Origin of the sequence: Acidovorax sp. T1 (assembly GCF_002176815.1) — a bacterium.
In the GTDB taxonomy this organism is placed as follows: Bacteria; Pseudomonadota; Gammaproteobacteria; order Burkholderiales; family Burkholderiaceae_C; genus Acidovorax.
On the sequence record NZ_CP021648.1, the window covers coordinates 274,190 to 292,965 of the forward strand.

Sequence of the window (18,776 nt, forward strand, 5' to 3'; positions counted from 1 at the left end):
GTGTGGGCACCATCCGCCGGCACTTGTTGAAGGGGTACAGAAACAGTCGCATCGTGCAGGAACTACTGGCCCATGCCGAGGTCGCGACAATCATCATCAACAGTCACGTGTTACGGATGGGCGGTGGCGTGCAGCCGTGGACTAGTTATCCAGCACTTAGGTGCAGCAAAGCAGACGCAGGCGAACGTCCGCACCCAGCCTGAAGCGGTAGTTCGACCGTAAGACTTGAAGGTTGCTGTTGACCATCACCTGCCAGCCCCATAGAAACCAACACTACTGAGCCTGGTAGCGTTTCACGAGCGCAAGGCATGGCTACTGAGCATTAAATCTTTTGACCCCCCGCTCTTTTAATGCCTCATACAACTGCGCCGGCCCCAGCAATATGGCTTTGATCCCGGTGCGCACGCGCTCGCTGTCCAGCGCCTGTTTGCTCATGGTGGTGTAGGCATCAAAGGCATCAATGATGGCGTCGGTCAGAGCGCTGTCCAAATCAGGTGAGTTGTCGAACTGGCCCTTGCTGTTGTTGCTGGCCTGCTGCACCAGGATGTCGGACTCCAGCAGCTTGCCCTTCACGTGGTTTACATAGACCAGCTTGTCGTCGTCGGTCAGTTCACCCTCGAACAGGTCGTTCACCTTGGCCACGATCTCCGACAGCAGCACTTTCAACTTGTCCTGCACCGCGCCAGCGCCGGTGTCGGTCAGGGGCTGCAGCTTGTAGTCGCCGTCCGTGTCGTGCAGCGCCAGGCTGCGCTGGCCTTGTTCTTTCAGCCGGTGGTGGGTCAGCACCACCTTGGACAGGTCCACGCCCTCGCGCTCGCGGCCGAAGTCCAGCAGGGGCAGCAGGCGCTTGAAGAACAGGGCGCGTTTTTCGATGGCGGTGTTGCCGTAGTCGAATACCTGGCCCAGGAAGGCGTACACGCGCACAAAGGTGCCCAGGTCGCGCTTGAACAGAGTGAGGGCCGCCAGTTCATCCTTGGCTTCTTGCGCGGCCGGGCCATCCACGATGCCGCCGCTCTCTGCGTCCTGTTGTTTTTGCCGCGCTGCCTTGTAGCGCTTGAGCAGCCGGTCGGCCACGGGCTCGATGGCGGCCACCAGCATGGCCTGCGTGGCCTTGGGGTTCATTTCAGCGAGCACCACGCGCTCGACCTCGAACTCGTCGTAATGACCCGATGCATCGAGCTTGGCGCGCAGGTCGTACACCAGGTGCGGGTCGGTCACCCCGGCCAGTTCGGCGGTCTCGTAATAGGTCTTGAACGCCGCCAGAACGTCGTCCGGCTCGTTCACAAAGTCGAGGATGTACGTGGTGTCTTTCAGGCCAAACGGCCCGCTGTAGGCCCGGTTCAGGCGGCTCAGGGTCTGCACCGCCTGAATGCCGCCCAGGCGCTTGTCCACGTACATGCCGCACAAGAGCGGCTGGTCAAACCCGGTCTGGAACTTGTTGGCCACCAGCAGGATTTTGTATTCGTCGGTGGCAAAGGCTTCGCGCATGTCCCGGCCCTTGAGGTTCGGGTTCAGCTGGGTGCTGTTCTCCGTCACCGGGTCGGGCAGGCTCTGCGGGTCGTTCACCTCGCCCGAGAACGCCACCAGCGCGCCCAGCTGGTAGCCGTTGTCCTGAATGTAGTTCTGGATGGCCAGCTGCCAGCGCACCGCCTCTTGCCGGCTGCCCACCACCACCATGGCCTTGGCGTGGCCGTCGAGCAGGGGCTGCACGTTCTCACGGAAGTGCTCCACCACCACCGCCACCTTCTGGCTGATGTTGTAGGGGTGCAGGCGCACCCAGCGCATCAAGCCCTTCATGGCCTCGTTGCGCTCCACTTCTTTCTCGTCCCACTCCTTGCCGTTGTTCGCCAGCTTGAAGGCCAGCTTGTACGGGGTGTAGTTCTTCAGCACGTCGAGGATGAAGCCCTCCTCGATGGCCTGGCGCATGGAATAGATGTGGAATGGCGCGGGCAGGTTGCCCGGCCCGGCAGGCTGGTCGGGCTGCGGCCGGCGGCCAAACAGCTCCAGCGTCTTGGCCTTGGGCGTGGCGGTGAAGGCCACATAGGTGATGCCGGTGTCTGCACTGCCGTTGCTCGCCCGGGCCGCCATCTGCGCCGCCAGCAGGTCTTCGGTGCCCACCTCGCCCCCATCGGCCAGGTCTTTCAGTTCTTCAGCGCTGAGCAGCTGCTTGAGCTTGGATGCGGCCTCGCCCGTCTGGCTGCTGTGCGCCTCGTCGGCAATCACAGCAAAGCGCTTGCCCTGCGTGGCCGCCAGCTCCTGCACCGCCTTGAGGGCGAAGGGAAAGGTCTGAATCGTGCACACCACGATCTTCTTGCTGCCCCCCAGCGCTTCGGCCAGCTCGCCGCTTTTGCTGCCGCCTTCGCCCTTGATGGTGGCCACCACGCCCTTGGTGCGCTCGAAGTCGAAGATGGCCTCTTGCAACTGCGCATCGAGCACATTGCGGTCGCTCACCACCAGCACGCTGTCAAACAGCTTGTGGTTGTGCGCGTCGTGCAGGTCGGCCAGAAAGTGCGCCGTCCAGGCAATCGAATTGGTCTTGCCCGAGCCCGCGCTGTGCTGAATCAAATACTTGTGCCCGGCCCCTTCAGCCAGCACGGCCGCTTGCAGCTTGCGCGTCGCATCGAGCTGGTGGTAGCGCGGGAAGATGAAGCCCGTCACCTTCTTCTTGCTGTCGCGCTGGGTGACGAGGTAGCGGCCGATGATCTCCAGCCAGCTGTCGCGCTGCCACACCTGCTCCCACAGGTAGGCGGTGCGGTGGCCTGCGGGGTTGGGCGGGTTGCCCGCGCCGCCGTGGTCGCCCTGGTTGAAGGGCAGAAAGCGCGTGGCGGGCCCAAGCAGGCGCGTGGCCATCATCACCGTACGGTTGCTCACGGCAAAGTGAACCAGCGCGCCGCGCGGAAAGTCCAGCAACGGCTCGGCAAACGGTTTGCCCTTGGGCTTGGGGATGCGGTCAAAGCGGTATTGGTCCACCGCCGCGTTCATGTCCTGCGTGAAGTCGGTTTTGAGCTCGGCCGTGGCCACCGGGATGCCGTTCAAGAACAGCACCAGGTCGATGATGTCGTCGTGCCCGGTGCGGCACTGCCGCACCACGCGCAGGCGGTTGGCGGCATAGCGCGCCTGCAAATCGGGGTTCATGGCCAGCGCGGGCTTGAACTGCGCGAGCTTGAGCGGGCTTTTGAGGCCCAGCAGGTCGATGCCCACGCGCAGCACCTCCAGCGTGCCCCGGTCGTCCAGCGCCTTGCGCAGGCGGTCGAGCAGCATGGCCTCAGCGGCGGTGCCGTGGTTTTTGACCAGGGCGGCCCAAGCGTCCGGCTGCGTGGCCTGCACCCAGGCCAGCAGGTCAGCGGGGTACAGGGCGCGGGGGGTGTCGTAGCCGCTGGCGTCGCCCTCGGTGCCTGGTTCACCGTAGAGCCAGCCCTGCGCTGCCAGGTGGTTGCAGATGTCGATCTCGAACGCGATTTCGTTGTGCAAGCTCATGGGCTGCAGGTTCCTTCCGATGCTGTTTGTCTCATTGGGACACCGTGACTGCACTCCATGCCTGGCCTTGGATGCAGCGGGGGTCAGGTGAGCTTCAATGCCTTGCGATGCCGCGCCATCCTTTTGCGGGCAGCTTGCAGCTCACCCTCCAGTGCCGGTGCGCTCGCAATCCGGCGTTCAATGGTGTCCATGTCGAGGAGCCCACTTTTCAGTCCAGCGAGCAGCCAACGCAGGTCGCGTTCTTCGCCGCGCATGTACTTGGAAACCGCCACATCGTCAGGCTGAACAAAAAAAACCTTCACGTCACCGAAATCCAGCGGGATCAACCTCTCCTGCCACCCCTCCGGGAACGAGGGCAGGCTGGGGGATACAGGGTCCAGGTAATAACCGAATTCATCCTCGAACACAGAGCCCTGGCCCAACGTCTGGGCCAGTTCATGGGTGCGCTGGGGGTCGTTCTTCAGATAGGTGTCCACGTCGATGGACATCACCATCGTGCGGGGTGGATCGACGACGGCGCCAAGAATGGAGAGCGAGCCAACGATCACAAAGTCTGTGTGGTGAACGATGGCCTTGGCCTGCGTCAGCAGTGCATGAAGCTGTTCGCGGTTCAACGCAGTTCCCGCAGCAAGAACGAAAAGGGCGTGTTTTGCATCATTCCCAGCGAGCGACGCTCCGACGCTTCCAGCACTTTCTGCTTGTAAACAGCACTGTCGCCCGAGCTCACCACACCAGACCAAAACCGGATGTAGTAATCGCTGCACAGGCGACCCTGTTTCCACAGCCCGATGCGCTGGCGCGCATGCTGCAGGATCTCATCCTTGCGGTCTGACTGCAGCTGCTCGTACACATAGCGGTGCAAGGTCCGCAGCGCTTCGTCCTGCGCTTGCTTGCCTTGGCGTGCTTGCATGTTTTGCGCTTGCATGAAAAACCTTGGGTGAGGGACCGCCTGGAAATGAGATTTCTGAATGGTAGCAGGAGGGCTGTCAGACGGCGTTTGCGCGGCGGCGCCTTCCTGGGCAGTGCCCGCAGAGCTTGGCGCTGGCGTTGCGCCCGAACAAGCGGGGAGAATTTTCAGCGCCAGGGGGTTCTTTTCAGAAATGCGGGGATGGGCGATTTTTTTCTCAGTTTCCTGGCCGCCGGTTCACTACCCATCTGCCCCTGCAAGGGCGCGATGGCGGTCCGTTCTGTGTGTTGCCCATAAGGTGACGGTTGTTGCCTTGAAGGCTTCATGCGGCAAGGGTATAGGATGGGTTTGAAGCGAAATTGGCCTCAAACGCTTTCTGGATAAGAACTGGCAGCTACTGAATCAGGAGCATTTGCGCTGCCCGCCAGTCCGCGCACGTCGATCTGCCCGGTGACGGCGGCGGAGATCAGGGCGGTGCGGCGTTCTTGCAGGAGGGTGATGGCGGTGCGGGCTTCGGTCATCAGGGTGTGGAGCTTGGCAGTTTCTCGGTCGAGGAAAGAAGCAATAGAGGTTTGCTCTTCCAGCGGAGGAACAGGCGTAGAAAGATCGCCGATAACTCCCATTCCAATGTTTTGTTGTGTGCCAAAGCTCCAGTTCAGGGTCACGGCCTCTTGGAAGTGGCGCGAGCGCATGTAGTGAAGTAAATACTTCGGAAACATCTTGTCGCCACAACGCAGGGCAGCCAGTGGTGACCAGATATTGAATTCCTGATCGGTTTCCACGATAGCTGTCACCCCCGTTGTTGCACCCGACTTCACCATGTACACATCACCGCGGCGCGGGAGGTACTTTTGTGAGTAGCGTTGATGGTCTTCCGGTGAAATATGCCCACGTATTTTTTCAAAATTGATGAACCCTTGCGAAACGGCTTCCGCCGAGACGAAAGGAACACCTTCATCGAAAAACTGAGGCGTTTCATGCGGCCCGTCGGTGATGGGCGTTGACACAATATTCTTTAACGCACATACCTCCCAATGCCCCGGCACCTCCCCCAGCCACTCCACGCCCGAATCCTTCATCGGCACATTCGGGTTCAGCCCCTTTGTCACGGCGTGGGAGATGACGGCCTGGCGCTTTTCCTGCAGCAGGGCGATCAGCTTTTCCTGCTCGGCCACCAGCGCGTCGATCTTGGCGGTTTCGTGGTCGAGGAAGGTGGCGATGGCGGTTTGTTCACACAGCGGCGGAAATGCGACTGCAAAATCCCGGACGAAGTCATCTGGAACTCGTTTTTGCCCACCCGCGCCATACATGGACGCCTCGCCCAGTTGACGGAACGGGTGCGACGTGAAAAGGAGATGCAGGTATTCGCTGGTTGCCTTTCCCTCAGATGGGCGTGCCACGATTAACTCGGTAGTGCCGAAGCCGTGTCCGTTGTGAAGGCCCCGCATCACGGAGCCTTTGCCGTTCTCGTAACAGGGCGTGATCTTGGCAATCGTCACGTCCCCCTCTCGAAAGTACGTGTAGCCGGATTCCACTTCACCGATCGGCCGCGTGCGGTCGAGATTCAGGGTGCCATCGTCGCCAACTGCTTCCATCGGCAAAAATGAAACCTCGGTGTCGCGTGGCAGATGGGCTACTTCTGATTTGGATGGATTCAGCGTTGCCACGTGGCGCAACCGCTTGAGGTTCCAATGTGTGGGCACCTCCCCCAGCCACGCCACCCCACTGTCCTTGTACTCCGGGTATCTCGGAAAACTCATGCTGTGCCTCCTGCATTGGCCATGTTCAGTTGGTAGAACTCATGCAGCTTGGCCTGCAGCAAGGCTTTGTTGGGCAGTTGCGTCTGGTATTCGGCAATCAGGGCGGGCGATGCGCTGCGGCTGAGAGCGTATTCGACCACCTCGTCGTCCTTGCTGGCACACAGCAGCACGCCGATGGCCGGGTTCTCATGCGGTTTGCGCACGTCGCGGTCCAGCGCCTCCAGGTAGAACGAGAGCTTGCCCAGGTATTCGGGCTCAAAACGCCCGACCTTCAGCTCGATAGCGACCAGGCAGTTCAGGCCCCGGTGAAAAAACAGCAGATCCAGCGCAAAGTCGCGCTGGCCCACCTGCAGCGCAACTTCCGAGCCCACAAAACAGAAGTCGCGCCCCAGTTCGGTCAGAAAGGTCTTGAGCTGGTTCAGCAGGCCCTGGTGCAAGTCCGCTTCGCTGTGGCCTTCGGGCAGGGACAGAAACTCGACCATGTAGGCGTCCCGAAACACCTGCGCCGCGCCCGGGTGGGTTTGTGCCACCAGCGGTGACACTTTGGCCGGTTGCAGCACGGCACGCTCGAACAAGGCCAGCCGGAACTGGCGCTCCAGCTCCCGTTTGCTCCAGCGCTCCTGTATGGCCATGCGCAGGTAGAACTCGCGTTCCTGCGCGCTTTTGCCCTGGCTCAGGATGATGAGGTTGTGCGTCCAGGGCAGTTGTCTCACCAGTGGTGAGACTTTCTCGTCCCCCTGGTAGGCCTCGTAAAACTGGCGCATCCGAAACAGGTTGGGTCGTGTAAAGCCGCGCAGGCCTGGCTGCGCCTGGGCAATGTGGGCAGCCAGTTGCGTGACCACGCCGTCGCCCCATTCGGCAGCGGCAATCTTGCGGCTGATGATGGCGCCCACCTGCCAATACAGGTCGATCAAGGTGGTGTTGACCGCCTGTAGCGCACGCTGGCGGCTCGTGGCAATGAGTTCGGTGACTTGCGCAAAGGTGCTGTCTTGCGTGGGTGTGACAGGGGCATTCATGCCGACAGCCCCTTGATCATGTCCAGAATGCGGTCGGTGGTCAGCTTGAGCTCAGCGTCGATCTCGGCCAGCGGGCGCGGGGGCTTGAAGACGTAGAAGTGCCGGTTGAACGGGATTTCGTAGCCCACCTTGGTTTTTTCGGGGTCGATCCAGGCGTCGGGCGCGTGGGGCAGCACCTCGCGCTTGAAATACTCGCCCACGTCTTCGGTGTAGGGCACGTTTTCGGTGTCGCGTAGCTGCGCGTCGGGCTGGGGCTTGCCCTTTTGCTTGCCCTTGGTGCCCAGCACCACGTTGCCCGCTTCGTCGCGCAGCGGGCGCTCGACGGTGATGGCGTGGTAGCCAAAGGCTTCGTTGTCGAAGATGCGGCTGATGGGGGTGCCGTTGTCATCCTGGGCCTCGGCGAAGTCGCCAAACAGGCGGGTGATGCGCTCAATGTGCGCGTCGCTCAGTTCTTTGCGCTTGGAGCCCAGGCTTTTGCGCATCTTCTGCCACATGCCGCTGGCATCAATCAGCTGTACCTTGCCCTTGCGCGCTGCGGGCTTGCGGTTGCTGATGATCCAGACGTAGGTGCTGATGCCGGTGTTGTAGAACATGTCGGTGGGCAGGCCCACGATGGCTTCGCACAGGTCGTTCTCCAGCACGTAGCGGCGAATTTCGGATTCGCCCGAACCCGCGCCGCCGGTGAAAAGGGGTGAGCCGTTGAGCACGATGCCGAAGCGGCTGCCGCCTTCTGATGTGGGGCGCATTTTGCTGAGCAGGTGCAGCAAAAACAGCATGGAGCCATCCGACACGCGGGGCAGGCCGGGGCCAAAGCGGCCGTTGTAGCCCTGTTGTTCGTGCTCTTTGCGCACTTCTTTCTCGACCTTTTTCCACTCCACGCCAAACGGTGGGTTGGACAGCATGTAGTCAAATTTCTTGTGCCCGTGGCCGTCGTCACTGAGGGTGTTGCCAAAGGCAATGTTGCCCACGTCCTGGCCCTTGATGAGCATGTCGGCCTTGCAGATGGCGTACGACTCGGGGTTGAGCTCCTGGCCAAAGACGGTGAGGCGCGCCTGGGGGTTGTGCTCGGCCAGGTATTCACCCGCCACGCTGAGCATGCCGCCCGTGCCCGCTGTGGGGTCGTAAATGGTGCGCACCACGCCGGGTTTGCTGAGGATGGCGTCGTCTTCAATGAAGATGAGGTTGACCATGAGCCGGATGACCTCACGCGGGGTGAAGTGCTCCCCGGCGGTCTCGTTGCTGATTTCGGCGAACTTGCGGATCAGCTCCTCAAACACCAGGCCCATTTGCATGTTGCTGACCACCTCGGGGTGCAGGTCGATCTGGGCGAACTTTTCGGCCACCTGGTACAGCAGCCCGGCCTTGGCCAGGCGCTCGACCTGGGTGTGGAATTCAAAGCGCTCGAACACATCGCGCACGGCGGGCGAGAACGCCTGCACGTAGCTGAACAGGTTTTGCGCGATGTGATCCGGGTCGCCTAGCAGCTTTTTGAGGTCGAGCGTGGAGGTGTTGTAGAAGCTCTGGCCCGCCTTGCGCAGCAGGAAGGGCTCGGGGTTGACGCCCAGCTTTTCTTTGTCGGCCAGCTCGGCCAGCACGGCGGGCTTGGTGGCCTCCAGCACGCAGTCCAGGCGGCGCAGCACGGTGAAGGGCAGGATGACCTTGCCGTAGTCGGATTGCTTGTAATCACCGCGCAGCAGGTCGGCGACGGACCAGATGAAGGCGGAGAGGGTTTGTTGGTTCATTGATGGTGGTTATACGCCGATCTCTGAGGCAACTTCGTGTTGTTCCGCAGGGGGACGGGTGCTCATTCTTGGACCGACGTACGGTCTGGGACGTATTCGAACAACTCACCTACCGGAACGCTGAAATAGCCGCACAAGGTGTTGATCGCATCCAGATCAACACGTGTGGCTGTCTCCTGGTAGAGCAGCGTGATCGTGTTCCTATGGAGACCAGTGTCCCGCGCAAGGTCGCTGATCTTGAGCTTTCGTTCTCCCATAAGCTTGGACAGGTGGCACTTGATCAAGACATTCTCCGTGTAGAAATATCGCCCAGAATGGCAAAAAAGCATTGACAAGGGTTATTTCGCGCTCATAATGCCATTCAGGATGACAAAAAAACGCAGTGCGCGACTTTTTTGGATCCTGATTGTCCACCATCGCAAGGAGAGAGAAATGACATCGTGTACCTATCTGACTACTGACGAGTTGTCTGACCGCATCAAGTACGACGCCAGGACCATCCGGGACAGGCTCAAGGACAGCGTCCTACTTGAGGGTCGGCATTACATCCGCCCGTTCGGTGGACGCAAAACTCTCTATATCTGGGAGCACATCGAAACAGACATGACTCAGTATTCGGCCGTATGTGCAGAGGGCATACCGCTGGCTAATGGAGGTGTGATTCATGGGTAGTATCCGCCGCCTGGAAAGTAAAGGGACGCTGTTCCTGGACTTCCGATATGCGGGGCAGCGGCTGCGGGAATACACCACGTTGACCGACACCTCCGCCAACCGCAAGCGCTTGCAAAAGGTCCTGGAGCGCATCGAAGCAGAAATCGCCCTGGGCGCCTTCGACTACCAAAAAACCTTCGGAAAGCCTCTACCTGTCGCGGAGATCGAACCCCCGCAGGAGCCCATGCTTGCCGGGCCCGCACCAGGCGCATTGAAGCAGCCCCCCAGCACAACCCCGCTGTTTCGCGACTTCGCCGAGGTGTGGTTCGCAGAGGCCGAGGTGACATGGCGGCGTAGCTACAGCATCACGCAACGCGGTGCACTGGACAAATACCTGATCCCCTTTTTTGGGGACAAGGAGGTCGGCCAGATCACCAAGGCAGACGTACTGGCATTTCGGGCTTCACTCGCCAAAGTTCCCGCCCGAAAGTCCAGCAACACCTTATCCAACCGACGCATCAACTCCATCATGAAGCCTTTGCGACAGATCCTCAACGAAGCGGCCGACCGATTCGAGTTTACGTCCGCCTTCCGCAATATCAAACCCTTGAAGATGAAGCGCAGCGACGTCATGCCCTTCACGCTGGAGGACGTGCAGCGCATCCTGTCCACCGCGAGGGCGGACTATCGCAACTACTTCACCGTGCGCTTTTTCACAGGCATGCGAACCGGGGAGGCGCATGGCCTCAAATGGAAGTACATCGATTTCGAGCGTCGGCTCATCCTGGTGCGTGAGTCGATCGTCCTCAACGAGGAAGACGAGCTCAAGACGGATGGCAGCATGCGCGACATCCAGATGAACGAGATGGTGTTCGATGCCCTGCAGGCGCAGTTCAAGACTCGGCACCCTGACTCGGAGTATGTATTCAGCTTGCGCAGTGGCAAGCCCATTGATAACCAGAACTTCCTCAACCGGGTCTGGGCGCCGCTGCTACGTCACCTGGGGTTGGAGCACCGCAGGGCCTACCAGATGCGGCATACGGCGGCAACGCTGTGGCTTGCTGCCGGGGAAGCGCCGGAATGGATTGCGCGACAGTTGGGTCACACCAGCACCGAAATGCTGTTCCGTGTCTACAGCCGGTATGTGCCCAACCTGACGCGCCGGGACGGCTCTGCCATGGAGCGCTTGCTCAAGCAGCACATCTCGTTAGCGCCCGTCACGGGGAACGTGACCCCCGTGATCCTGGCGCTTGAGGCTTCACCGGCAGTGGCAACCACTACCTAACCACATCGCTTTTTTGAACCTACGCCAAGTGCCCGACGCGCAGGGCAGGGCGGAGCCTTGCCTGCGCCCACCCTGTAAGCCCGATTGGCCGAATCTGCACTTCGAGTGCCAAGGAGTTTCATATGACCGCATCACTTCACTTGCATCGAAACCGTAACCGCATCTCCCTCCGCACGCTCATGTCGGAGCGCGTGCAGCAACATGACTGTGACGTGATCACGCAATATCGCGACGAGATCTACGCTCGTATGCCCGATGCTGCACAGGGCGCGCTGAACGCATTCATTCGCAATCTTTTTGGCGATGATGGCCTGGTGCGTGCCTATCTTCATCCCGTGGCAACTCCTGCGGGAGAGCCGGCGACCATGCCTCTGGACCTTTGCGAACGCGCCGCAAACCAAGCGAGCCGTTACCCGAGACTGTTGCACCGCCACGAAAGAGAGTTGGCAGCAGTCGCCGCCTTTGTGCAATCCTGTGGCTACTATTGGTGTGCCTACCAACAAGTCCTGGGGCGGCCTGCTGCCCAGAATGCCGAAACCATGCGCTTCTATCGCAGCCGCATAGCCTCGGCACACAAAGCGTTACTGGAAGAGCCCCTCAGGCAACTGCGACGCTGCCACGCGGATCTGGGATACACACTTGCTCAAGTGCTGGGGATGGAACATGACGACACGGCTGACCCGCAGCAGGTAGCGCGTATACAGGCTGCGCTTGGCAGTGTGATGATGCAGATGCCTTAGCTATCAATCAAGGTGCACAAAATGAGAGTTCATGAATTGATGTCGACACCGTTCGTCGCGGAACTCATTTGCGACCGCTGTGGAACGCAGGCGCGACACGATGAGGGCGATGGCCTGAACAACTTCCTGCAGCTGGGGTTCGACGCGGGCTGGGGATCGCCCCTGGGCGATGGAACGCGGGTGGATATCGATCTTTGCCACAGTTGTTTGAAGGAAACACTGGGTCCCTGGCTGCGCCTGTCGACGTCTGCCTGGGCCTTAGCACCCAAGGGTTGACCAAGGAATCCACATGAGAAATCCGCATTATGAGTATTTGGGTAGGCGCATGCGTGAGTATCACCGCATGCAACAGTGGCGTCTTTCAGATGGCGGTCTGTTCATCCCGCACGCCTACTGGAACATGGGGCCTGAAAGTCTGTCGTATTGGGATGACGTGGGTTTCATCCTCAACGGGCGGCGCATCATCGTCTGGTGGCATCACCCTCGACACATCTATGGGGAGGCTATTTCTTCCATGGCTTGGGACGAGGCGGGTGACGGCCCACGGGATGACTGGCTCTTTGAGGGCGGGACCAAAGGCTACAAGATGGTTGGCAAGTCGAGCAAGCGGAAAAAACTGAGCAGCTTCACCAGCCGCGCACCTTCCGAGGCCCAGACACAGCACTACGCAAAGCTTCAGAAAATTGAAGAACGGCTGACCCGGGATGGGATTGACTTGGAGGTTCGGCCCTCATGGAAATGGGAGCGTCTCAGTTGGGCGATGGGTGTCAGCCTTGTGGCACCGTTTGAAGTAAGAAATGAAAAGGAGCTGGCAGAAGTGGCGCACTTGGCCCGAGAACTCATCTTGCAGAAAACCACCTTGACCCAAGAGTTTCCGGACTTTGTATACGACAAAGCAAGCTGGCTGCGCGAGCGGGCCGTACTGGCTCCCGCCCACCACACTGCCCCTGAAGTGAAGGCCTGAAGAGGCTTGAATGGACAGGGCAGTACCGGCTGTATGGCGAAGTAGTACGCAAGGAATTGATATGACGATTGACCGTGCCAGCTATCCAGGCGTGCCGGATGATTTCCCGGTGACTGCGGTTCCCTCTGCCATTGGAGGCGCCCAGCCGAAGATGAGCCTCGTTGAGGAAGATGGAAAGTTCTATGCGCCAGGTACTTCGCCCTCAGAAGTCGTGGCAGCCTTTCAGATGTGTGACGACCTGGTCTCGCAGATGGTTCCGTACTGCCAGCGAAAGCTGCCCACCTTTGAAGGGGGCCAGGAAGCGACGGTGAAGACTGCGTTAAAAGGTCTTCTGGCCAAGCGATGGTGCACAGATGCGCAGTGCGTATGGATCATGCGCAGGGTTGCGCGAGAGCTGCAGTGGCCAGTGGACGAAAGCGCTTTGGGCGTCTGAACGCTTTGGCTCGTTACCCCGGCGCTGTTGATCGAAGACCATGTGTTGACGCAAGGTGCGCTTCGCGCTGGCACGCTCATGGGATTTACCGACGAAGTGCTCTCCAATGCCATTGGACTGTAGCTCAAGACGATTTTAAGGTTGGACGCAAGACTGCAGGATCTTTGTGCGGGCACTGCAAGTGGGCTCACTTGAAGTCGGCTGTGCAGCGGAGGACTAAACCGCTCGCGCGGTAGACCGCCGCGAAGGCCCTGACGCAAAGTACACATCGCGCCCCTGTCTATGTTGGCGAGTGAGGCAACCCATGCTGGTGCGCAGGCGTTGATCGGTATCGCATGAGATCTGCTTGGCAGTTCTCTACAAGATGAAAGGAATATGCGCCATGGTGGGCTTAATTACCCTATGCCTTATCGGCGGCGTGATTACCTGGTTCGGCATATATGTGGCCACGAGCCAAACGCAACCTTCTGGCCCCTGCGCCGCCAACTACACGTTGGAGTGCATGCGTGACAACGACGGACGGTTTCTGGCCGAGGTTGTCCCGGAGCTGCCGGGAGCACGTGCCTTGGGAGCCACGGCTGAAGATGCCATGGCGAAGGCCCAGGCCGTAGCGTTGCGCGTTCTGGCTGAGCGGTTGGAGCAAGGCGAGGTCACGCCGCGCGCCATCCGCATCGAACTCCGCGTACCCGCAATGACGGTGGATGCCCCTGCCACCCCAACGTAAACATTACCCGAAGGCAAAGGCACAGATTCGAGCGCTCCTCATGTATGTCAACAGTCATCCGGCGATTCAATCATCCTAAGAAAAGACAAATTGACGGTTTGGCCTATCCGATTGACATAGCGGCATGCGTCAACCTCAACGAGTGCTCGTGACTCCATGGATTCCAGGAGAATTTCATACAGAAATGGATGCTCCAGCGGAAGCCAGTGAAGCTGGATCTGCTTGCTCTTGGTCTTCAGTTGTGATCGATGTTCCTTGGTCGGCTCAATAACAGCTTTCTCGCGACCTACCATGTCTACACGAAAGCGAACGGAGACGGGGTCGGGAAGCATTGTTCTTCGCGATTGGTAGATTGAATCCACAGAGATAGTCACGCCATCGCTGGTCCGGAAGCTCGTGGTTTCTTCCCGGTCCGTAAGCAGGCGGATCAATGCTGGCGCAGTGGTGCGTATGGCATCAATGAAGTCATCAGGGCTCAAGCCCGTCGAGGTAGACAATGTTCTCAGGTGCTTCAATGCGTTAGTCGCTTGCATGACTGTTCCAGCGAGAAGCGGATCCTCGGTGGAGGATGCTGAGTAAGGCGCCTTTCTGTCCTCAAAGAGCCTGCGCTGAAGACTGTCACAGCAGGAAACCACTAACCACTGGTCAAGTTTGCACGGGTCTACCTCCAGAGAGTAGTACAGGCGGTCCTGTTCAGACAGCTGCCCCAAGACCGTGTTCATCGTGTTCTGCACGAGCATGATCTCCCGCTGCTCCTTGGCGGGATCTCTGGCCTTTTGCACCGAGTTGATGAACACCCGAAATATTTCTTCGTGCTTACTCATGCGCATCCATTCCAATCATGCCGTGCCATACGGCCATGGAAAACATAAGGCCATGAAAAGATCCCATGTGAACCGCCCCGGCTTTTGAGGAGGCTCAAATCTCTGAGAGGATTGAGCCATGAAGTCAAACAAGTTTTCCCCCGAGGTGCGTGAGCGCGCAGTACGCATGGTGCAGGAGCACCGCGGCGAGTACGCGTCGCTGTGGGCCGCCATCGAATCCATCGCCCCCAAGATCGGCTGCGTGCCGCAAACGTTGAACGAGTGGGTCAAACGCGATGAAGTGGATACGGGCGCGAGGGCAGGCACCACCACGTCCGAGCACGAACGCGTGAAGGCACTGGAGCGCGAGGTCAAGGAGCTGCGCAGAGCCAACGAAATCCTGAAGCTGGCGAGTGCTTTTTTTGCCCAGGCGGAGCTCGACCGCCGACTGAAGTCTTGAGGGCCTTCATCGACCAACACCGCCACACGCATGGGGTCGAGCCGATCTGCAAGGTGCTGCAGATCGCCCCATCTGGCTACCGGCGGTACCGAGCGCAACAGCGCGATGCCACGCGACTAGGCCAACGGGCCAAGCGCGATGCGCAACTGACACCCCAGATCGAACGTGTCTGGCAGGCCAACCTGCAGGTGTACGGTGCCGACAAGGTCTGGATGCAATTGAGACGGGAAGGCACGGTCGTGGCACGTTGTACCGTCGAGCGGCTCATGCGCCGGCTGGGCCTGCGTGGCGTCATGCGGGGGAAGGTAGTGCGCACCACCGTCAGTGACCGCAAGACGGCATGCCCACTGGACCGGGTCAACCGGCAGTTCAAAGCGAACCGGCCGAACCAGCTCTGGGTCTCCGACTTCACCTATGTTTCGACCTGGCAGGGCTGGCTGTACGTGGCCTTCGTGATCGACGTGTACGCGCGGCGCATAGTGGGCTGGCGGGTGAGCAGTTCAATGCGCGCGGACTTCGTGCTGGACGCGTTGGAGCAGGCGCTGTACGCCAGACAGCCCGAACGTGACGGAACATTGATTCATCACTCGGACAGGGGGTCGCAATACGTCGGTATCCGCTACAGCGAGAGACTGGCCGAGGCCGGCATCGCCCCCTCTGTGGGCAGCAAGGGCGACAGCTATGACAACGCCCTGGCCGAGACGATCAATGGGCTGTACAAGGCCGAACTGATCCACCGTCGCGCACCCTGGAAGACAAAGGAATCGGTGGAGCTGGCCACCCTGGAATGGGTGGCCTGGTTCAACCACCACAGACTGCTGGAGCCTATCGGGTATATCCCGCCTGCAGAAGCTGAGGCAAACTACTACCGGCAATTCGCCAGTCAGGCCTCCATGGGTGGCGGCCTGACTTAAACCAACGGGCCTCCACGAAACCCGGGGCGGTTCAGTCGCGAAAGGCGTTCATGCGCGCAGGCAGGTGTTCGGGCATCCGGTTGGCGAGCCGCTGCAGCAGGCGGTCGGCCAGGTTCCGCCCCAGCCCGCAGCGCTCGGCGAGCGCGTCGAAACGGCTCTTGAGCGCGAAGGCCAGCGGCACGCGCGCGGTGCCCAGTTTGCGGATGTAGACGAACAGGTCCTTGCCGTAGGTGCGGCTCAGATCGTAGGCCGAGCGGTGCATGTACTCGGCCGCCACGGGCAGGGAAGCGAAGCGGGCCAGCATGTGGCGGCGCAGGTCCGCGAGGTCGCGCGGCTGGTTGGTGCCGATGTAGAACACGCGGGTGTCCGTATCCGCCGCGAAGGTGTCCAGGCGCACCGCGAAGACGGCGATCTTGCCGGCGGAGCCCGAGGCCTCGTAGAGGCGGCGCGGGTCGGCGTTGTAGCGTGCTGGCTCACTGGAATCGATGTCGCGCACATGCTGCGAGTACTCGCGGTCAGAGGCCATGCGGCCGGGTTCGGCCGGCAGGTCGTCGCGAGCGAAACGGCCACTCTCCAGGTTGGCGAGGATCTGCTCGGGATCGTCGCCGAGTGCCATGCCCAGGTGGTTGACGAGCCGCAGTTGGCCGTCCTCGTCGATGCAAGCGAAGAGCGAGAACTGCGTGAAGGCAGGACCGCGCCGGATGAGCGAGCCCCCGGAGTTGTTGCAGATGCCGCCTGTCACCGAGGCGCCGATGCAACTCGACCCGATCACGGAATGCGGCTCGCGGCCCAGCGGCTTGAGCCTGCGTTCGAGCTGTTCGAGCGTGACGCCGGGCCGGGCCAGCACCTGCTCGCCGCGCTGCAGCAGGTCCAGCTGCTTGAGCCGCAGCATGTTGATGAGCACTACCGGGCGGTCGTAGCCGCCCTCCATCGGTGTGGAGCCGCCCGTGAGGCCTGTGTTGGCGGCCTGGCAGAGGATGATGGTGCCGGCGGCGTGGCAGGCCTTCAGCGTGTGCCACAGCTGCGTCAGGCTGCCGGGGCGCACCACGGCCAGCACGTCGCCGCCGCCGTAGCGAAAGCCGCTGCGGTAGCGGCGCGTGGACGCATCGCCCGTCAGCACATGGCCGCCGCCGACGATCTCCTTGAGGCGGGCCAGCAGGTCGGAGGGTGCGAGGGCGGCTGCCGGTGGCATGGCCGTCATGCGCGGACGGGCGCGCCGTCGACCAGCCGCCAGAGGCCCAGCGGGTTGGCCTGCTGCAGCGCCTCGGGCAGCAGGGCGTCGGGCAGGTCCTGGTAGCACACGGGTCGCAGGAAGCGGTCAATGGCACTGGCGCCCACCGAGGTGAACATTGCGTTGGAAGTCGACGGATACGGCCCACCGTGCACCATGGCATGGCACACCTCCACTCCCGTCGGGAAGCCGTTGACCAGCAACCGGCCGGCCCTGCGCTCTAGCACCGGCAGCAGGCGGCGGGCCAGCGGATGGTCCGCGTCTTCAAGATGCAGTGTGGCAGTGAGCTGGCCTTCCAGCTGCTCGGCCACGGCGATCAGCTCATCCGCGTCCTTCGCTCGCACCACCAGCGATGCGGGGCCGAAAACCTCGGACGACAGCGCAGGCTGCTCCATCAAGGTACGGGCGTCGGTGATGAACAGCGCGGCCTGCGCGGCGTTGTGTAAGGTGCTCGCAGTCTGGCCCTCGGCCACCCGCTGCACGCCTGGCGTGGCGGCCATCGTCTCCACGCCACTGCGGTAGGCGCCATGGATGCCAGCGGTCAGCATGGTCTGCGCGCTCTTGTGTTCCAGGGCCTCAGCCGCGGATTGCACGAATCGGTCCAGATCCGGTCCGTCGATGCCCAGCACCAGGCCGGGGTTGGTGCAGAACTGGCCGGCGCCCATGACGAGTGAGTCGGCAAAAGCCTGTCCGATGGCGTCAGCCCGCTGCGCCAGGGCGCCGGGCAGCAGGAAGACGGGGTTGATGGCGCTCATCTCGGCATAGACGGGAATCGGCTCGGGCCGGCGGTTGGCGATGGCCACCAGCGCCAGGCCGCCCTGGCGCGATCCGGTGAAGCCCACGGCCTGGATGGCGGGGTGGGCGACCAGGGCCTCGCCGATGCTGCGGCCCGCGCCGATCAAGAGCGAGAACACGCCTTCGGGCATGCCCTGCTCGCGCACCGCCTGCTGGATGGCGCGGCCCACCAGCTCGGACGTGCCCAGGTGGGCACCGTGCGCTTTCACGACGACCGGCGCGCCGGCGGCCAGTGCCGATGCGGTGTCGCCCCCCGCGACCGAAAACGCCAGCGGAAAGTTGCTGGCACCGAACACCGCCACGGGGCCGAGCGGTACCTTGGCCCGCCGCAGGTCCGCGCGCGGCAGCGGCTGGCGCTGCGGCTGGGCGGGGTCGATGGTGGCGTGCAGGAAATGGCCGTCGCGCACCACGCGGGCGAACAGGCGCAGCTGGCCCACGGTGCGGCCGCGCTCGCCCGTCAGGCGGGCCATCGGCAGGCCGGTTTCGGCATGGGCGCGCTCCAGCAGCGCATCGCCCAGCGCCATGATCTGGTCGGCGATGGCCTCCAGGAAGTCGGCGCGGCGCGCGAGTGGCAGCGCGCGGTATTCGTCGAAGGCCGCGGCCGCCAGGCGGGCGGCGCGGTCCACATCGCCGGGGGTGCCGAAGCCGAAATGCGGCTCGGCGATCTCGGTATTCGTGGCGGGGTTGAAGGCACGCTGGCCTCCGTCGGTGCCGGCGACCGCGTCGGCGCCGATCAGCATCTTGCCTGTGAGGGGGGTGATTAAGGTCATGGCGGGTTCGTGATGGAAGGAGGACAACGGAAAAGGCACTGGGCAGGCCGGGGTGCATCGCAGGCCGCCCGGTGGCGAGCGCGTGGGCAGCGCCACATGTCCGC

The 18,776-nt window shown here is 61.6% G+C and carries 18 protein-coding genes and 1 other annotated feature; of the genes, 8 read left to right on the forward strand and 10 right to left on the reverse strand.

The window, feature by feature from the left end:
* Nucleotides 1-312: 312 nt before the first annotated feature.
* From CCX87_RS01305 to CCX87_RS01335, 7 genes are all read right to left on the reverse strand, one after another.
* Nucleotides 313-3,477 carry a type I restriction endonuclease subunit R gene (locus CCX87_RS01305; protein WP_087743157.1) on the reverse strand — a complete coding sequence of 1,055 codons (3,165 nt, stop codon included), beginning with the start codon at nt 3,475-3,477 and terminating at the stop codon, nt 313-315.
* Between the two features lie 83 nt (nt 3,478-3,560).
* The gene (locus tag CCX87_RS01310) at nt 3,561-4,091 is read right to left on the reverse strand and encodes a DUF6036 family nucleotidyltransferase (RefSeq protein ID WP_087743159.1); all 531 of its coding nucleotides are present in this window, start codon (nt 4,089-4,091) and stop codon (nt 3,561-3,563) included.
* Nucleotides 4,088-4,387: a hypothetical protein gene (locus CCX87_RS01315; protein WP_143218385.1), complete on the reverse strand. Its 300-nt coding sequence runs from the start codon at nt 4,385-4,387 to the stop codon at nt 4,088-4,090. Before CCX87_RS01315 ends, CCX87_RS01310 begins: the two co-directional genes overlap by 4 nt.
* A 362-nt stretch (nt 4,388-4,749) precedes the next feature.
* Nucleotides 4,750-6,144, reverse strand: coding sequence for a restriction endonuclease subunit S (locus CCX87_RS01320; RefSeq protein WP_087743163.1), 1,395 nt, complete (start codon nt 6,142-6,144; stop codon nt 4,750-4,752).
* Complete coding sequence (locus CCX87_RS01325; protein ID WP_087743166.1) at nt 6,141-7,160, reverse strand: PDDEXK nuclease domain-containing protein; 1,020 nt, start codon at nt 7,158-7,160, stop codon at nt 6,141-6,143. Before CCX87_RS01325 ends, CCX87_RS01320 begins: the two co-directional genes overlap by 4 nt.
* On the reverse strand, nt 7,157-8,902 hold the full coding sequence (locus tag CCX87_RS01330; protein WP_087743168.1) for a type I restriction-modification system subunit M: 1,746 nt from the start codon (nt 8,900-8,902) through the stop codon (nt 7,157-7,159). Before CCX87_RS01330 ends, CCX87_RS01325 begins: the two co-directional genes overlap by 4 nt.
* 62 nt (nt 8,903-8,964) lie before the next feature.
* The gene (locus tag CCX87_RS01335) at nt 8,965-9,186 is read right to left on the reverse strand and encodes a helix-turn-helix domain-containing protein (RefSeq protein WP_087748112.1); all 222 of its coding nucleotides are present in this window, start codon (nt 9,184-9,186) and stop codon (nt 8,965-8,967) included.
* 148 nt (nt 9,187-9,334) lie between these two features.
* On the opposite strand from CCX87_RS01335, the gene CCX87_RS21190 reads away from it, so the two are divergent.
* From CCX87_RS21190 to CCX87_RS21045, 7 genes are all read left to right on the forward strand, one after another.
* Nucleotides 9,335-9,574 carry a hypothetical protein gene (locus CCX87_RS21190; protein ID WP_026437435.1) on the forward strand — a complete coding sequence of 80 codons (240 nt, stop codon included), beginning with the start codon at nt 9,335-9,337 and terminating at the stop codon, nt 9,572-9,574.
* Entirely contained in the window at nt 9,567-10,838 is a 1,272-nt protein-coding gene (locus CCX87_RS01345; protein WP_087743170.1) for a site-specific integrase, read from the forward strand. The genes CCX87_RS21190 and CCX87_RS01345 overlap by 8 nt, the downstream gene beginning before the upstream one ends.
* Nucleotides 10,839-10,960: 122 nt before the next feature.
* Complete coding sequence (locus CCX87_RS01350) at nt 10,961-11,578, forward strand: hypothetical protein (protein WP_139285381.1); 618 nt, start codon at nt 10,961-10,963, stop codon at nt 11,576-11,578.
* 21 nt (nt 11,579-11,599) lie between these two features.
* Entirely contained in the window at nt 11,600-11,854 is a 255-nt protein-coding gene (locus tag CCX87_RS20625; protein WP_139285380.1) for a hypothetical protein, read from the forward strand.
* Between the two features lie 13 nt (nt 11,855-11,867).
* Nucleotides 11,868-12,542: a hypothetical protein gene (locus CCX87_RS01355; RefSeq protein WP_232476454.1), complete on the forward strand. Its 675-nt coding sequence runs from the start codon at nt 11,868-11,870 to the stop codon at nt 12,540-12,542.
* Nucleotides 12,543-12,603: 61 nt separating this feature from the next.
* Nucleotides 12,604-12,975 (forward strand): hypothetical protein, encoded by a 372-nt coding sequence (locus CCX87_RS01360; RefSeq protein ID WP_232476455.1) that lies wholly within the window; start codon nt 12,604-12,606, stop codon nt 12,973-12,975.
* Nucleotides 12,976-13,321: 346 nt separating this feature from the next.
* Nucleotides 13,322-13,699 carry a type II toxin-antitoxin system HicB family antitoxin gene (locus tag CCX87_RS21045; RefSeq protein WP_198314746.1) on the forward strand — a complete coding sequence of 126 codons (378 nt, stop codon included), beginning with the start codon at nt 13,322-13,324 and terminating at the stop codon, nt 13,697-13,699.
* 47 nt (nt 13,700-13,746) lie between these two features.
* On the opposite strand, the gene CCX87_RS01370 is transcribed toward CCX87_RS21045, so the two are convergent.
* Nucleotides 13,747-14,523 (reverse strand): hypothetical protein, encoded by a 777-nt coding sequence (locus CCX87_RS01370; protein ID WP_143218386.1) that lies wholly within the window; start codon nt 14,521-14,523, stop codon nt 13,747-13,749.
* A 118-nt stretch (nt 14,524-14,641) separates the two neighbouring features.
* Between CCX87_RS01370 and CCX87_RS01375 the strand changes: the two genes are divergently transcribed.
* Nucleotides 14,642-15,876 (forward strand): IS3 family transposase gene (locus tag CCX87_RS01375; RefSeq protein WP_369825307.1). Its coding sequence is split into 2 segments (ribosomal slippage): nt 14,642-14,927 and nt 14,927-15,876, totalling 1,236 coding nucleotides; the frame shifts between segments, so codons are not numbered across the junction.
* Nucleotides 14,917-15,033 (forward strand) — a sequence feature (AL1L pseudoknot). It overlaps the preceding gene by 117 nt.
* A 31-nt stretch (nt 15,877-15,907) precedes the next feature.
* On the opposite strand, the gene dld is transcribed toward CCX87_RS01375, so the two are convergent.
* Together dld and CCX87_RS01385 are read right to left on the reverse strand one after the other, a co-directional pair.
* Complete coding sequence (gene dld, locus CCX87_RS01380; RefSeq protein ID WP_335622374.1) at nt 15,908-17,176, reverse strand: D-lactate dehydrogenase; 1,269 nt, start codon at nt 17,174-17,176, stop codon at nt 15,908-15,910.
* Nucleotides 17,074-18,672: an aldehyde dehydrogenase (NADP(+)) gene (locus tag CCX87_RS01385; protein WP_087743177.1), complete on the reverse strand. Its 1,599-nt coding sequence runs from the start codon at nt 18,670-18,672 to the stop codon at nt 17,074-17,076. The genes dld and CCX87_RS01385 overlap by 103 nt, the downstream gene beginning before the upstream one ends.
* Nucleotides 18,673-18,776: the final 104 nt, after the last annotated feature.

Excerpts from the sequence above, each read along its gene's own strand:
- CCX87_RS21190 (WP_026437435.1), top strand. The coding sequence starts at position 9,335 with ATGACATCGTGTACCTATCTGACTACTGACGAGTTGTCTGACCGCATC.
- CCX87_RS01315 (WP_143218385.1), bottom strand. The coding sequence starts at position 4,387 with ATGCAAGCACGCCAAGGCAAGCAAGCGCAGGACGAAGCGCTGCGGACC.
- CCX87_RS01305 (WP_087743157.1), bottom strand. The coding sequence starts at position 3,477 with ATGAGCTTGCACAACGAAATCGCGTTCGAGATCGACATCTGCAACCAC.
- CCX87_RS01345 (WP_087743170.1), top strand. The coding sequence starts at position 9,567 with ATGGGTAGTATCCGCCGCCTGGAAAGTAAAGGGACGCTGTTCCTGGAC.
- CCX87_RS01370 (WP_143218386.1), bottom strand. The coding sequence starts at position 14,523 with ATGAGTAAGCACGAAGAAATATTTCGGGTGTTCATCAACTCGGTGCAA.
- CCX87_RS01350 (WP_139285381.1), top strand. The coding sequence starts at position 10,961 with ATGACCGCATCACTTCACTTGCATCGAAACCGTAACCGCATCTCCCTC.
- CCX87_RS20625 (WP_139285380.1), top strand. The coding sequence starts at position 11,600 with ATGAGAGTTCATGAATTGATGTCGACACCGTTCGTCGCGGAACTCATT.
- CCX87_RS01355 (WP_232476454.1), top strand. The coding sequence starts at position 11,868 with ATGAGAAATCCGCATTATGAGTATTTGGGTAGGCGCATGCGTGAGTAT.
- CCX87_RS01320 (WP_087743163.1), bottom strand. The coding sequence starts at position 6,144 with ATGAGTTTTCCGAGATACCCGGAGTACAAGGACAGTGGGGTGGCGTGG.
- CCX87_RS01385 (WP_087743177.1), bottom strand. The coding sequence starts at position 18,672 with ATGACCTTAATCACCCCCCTCACAGGCAAGATGCTGATCGGCGCCGAC.
- CCX87_RS01325 (WP_087743166.1), bottom strand. The coding sequence starts at position 7,160 with ATGAATGCCCCTGTCACACCCACGCAAGACAGCACCTTTGCGCAAGTC.
- CCX87_RS01360 (WP_232476455.1), top strand. The coding sequence starts at position 12,604 with ATGACGATTGACCGTGCCAGCTATCCAGGCGTGCCGGATGATTTCCCG.
- CCX87_RS01330 (WP_087743168.1), bottom strand. The coding sequence starts at position 8,902 with ATGAACCAACAAACCCTCTCCGCCTTCATCTGGTCCGTCGCCGACCTG.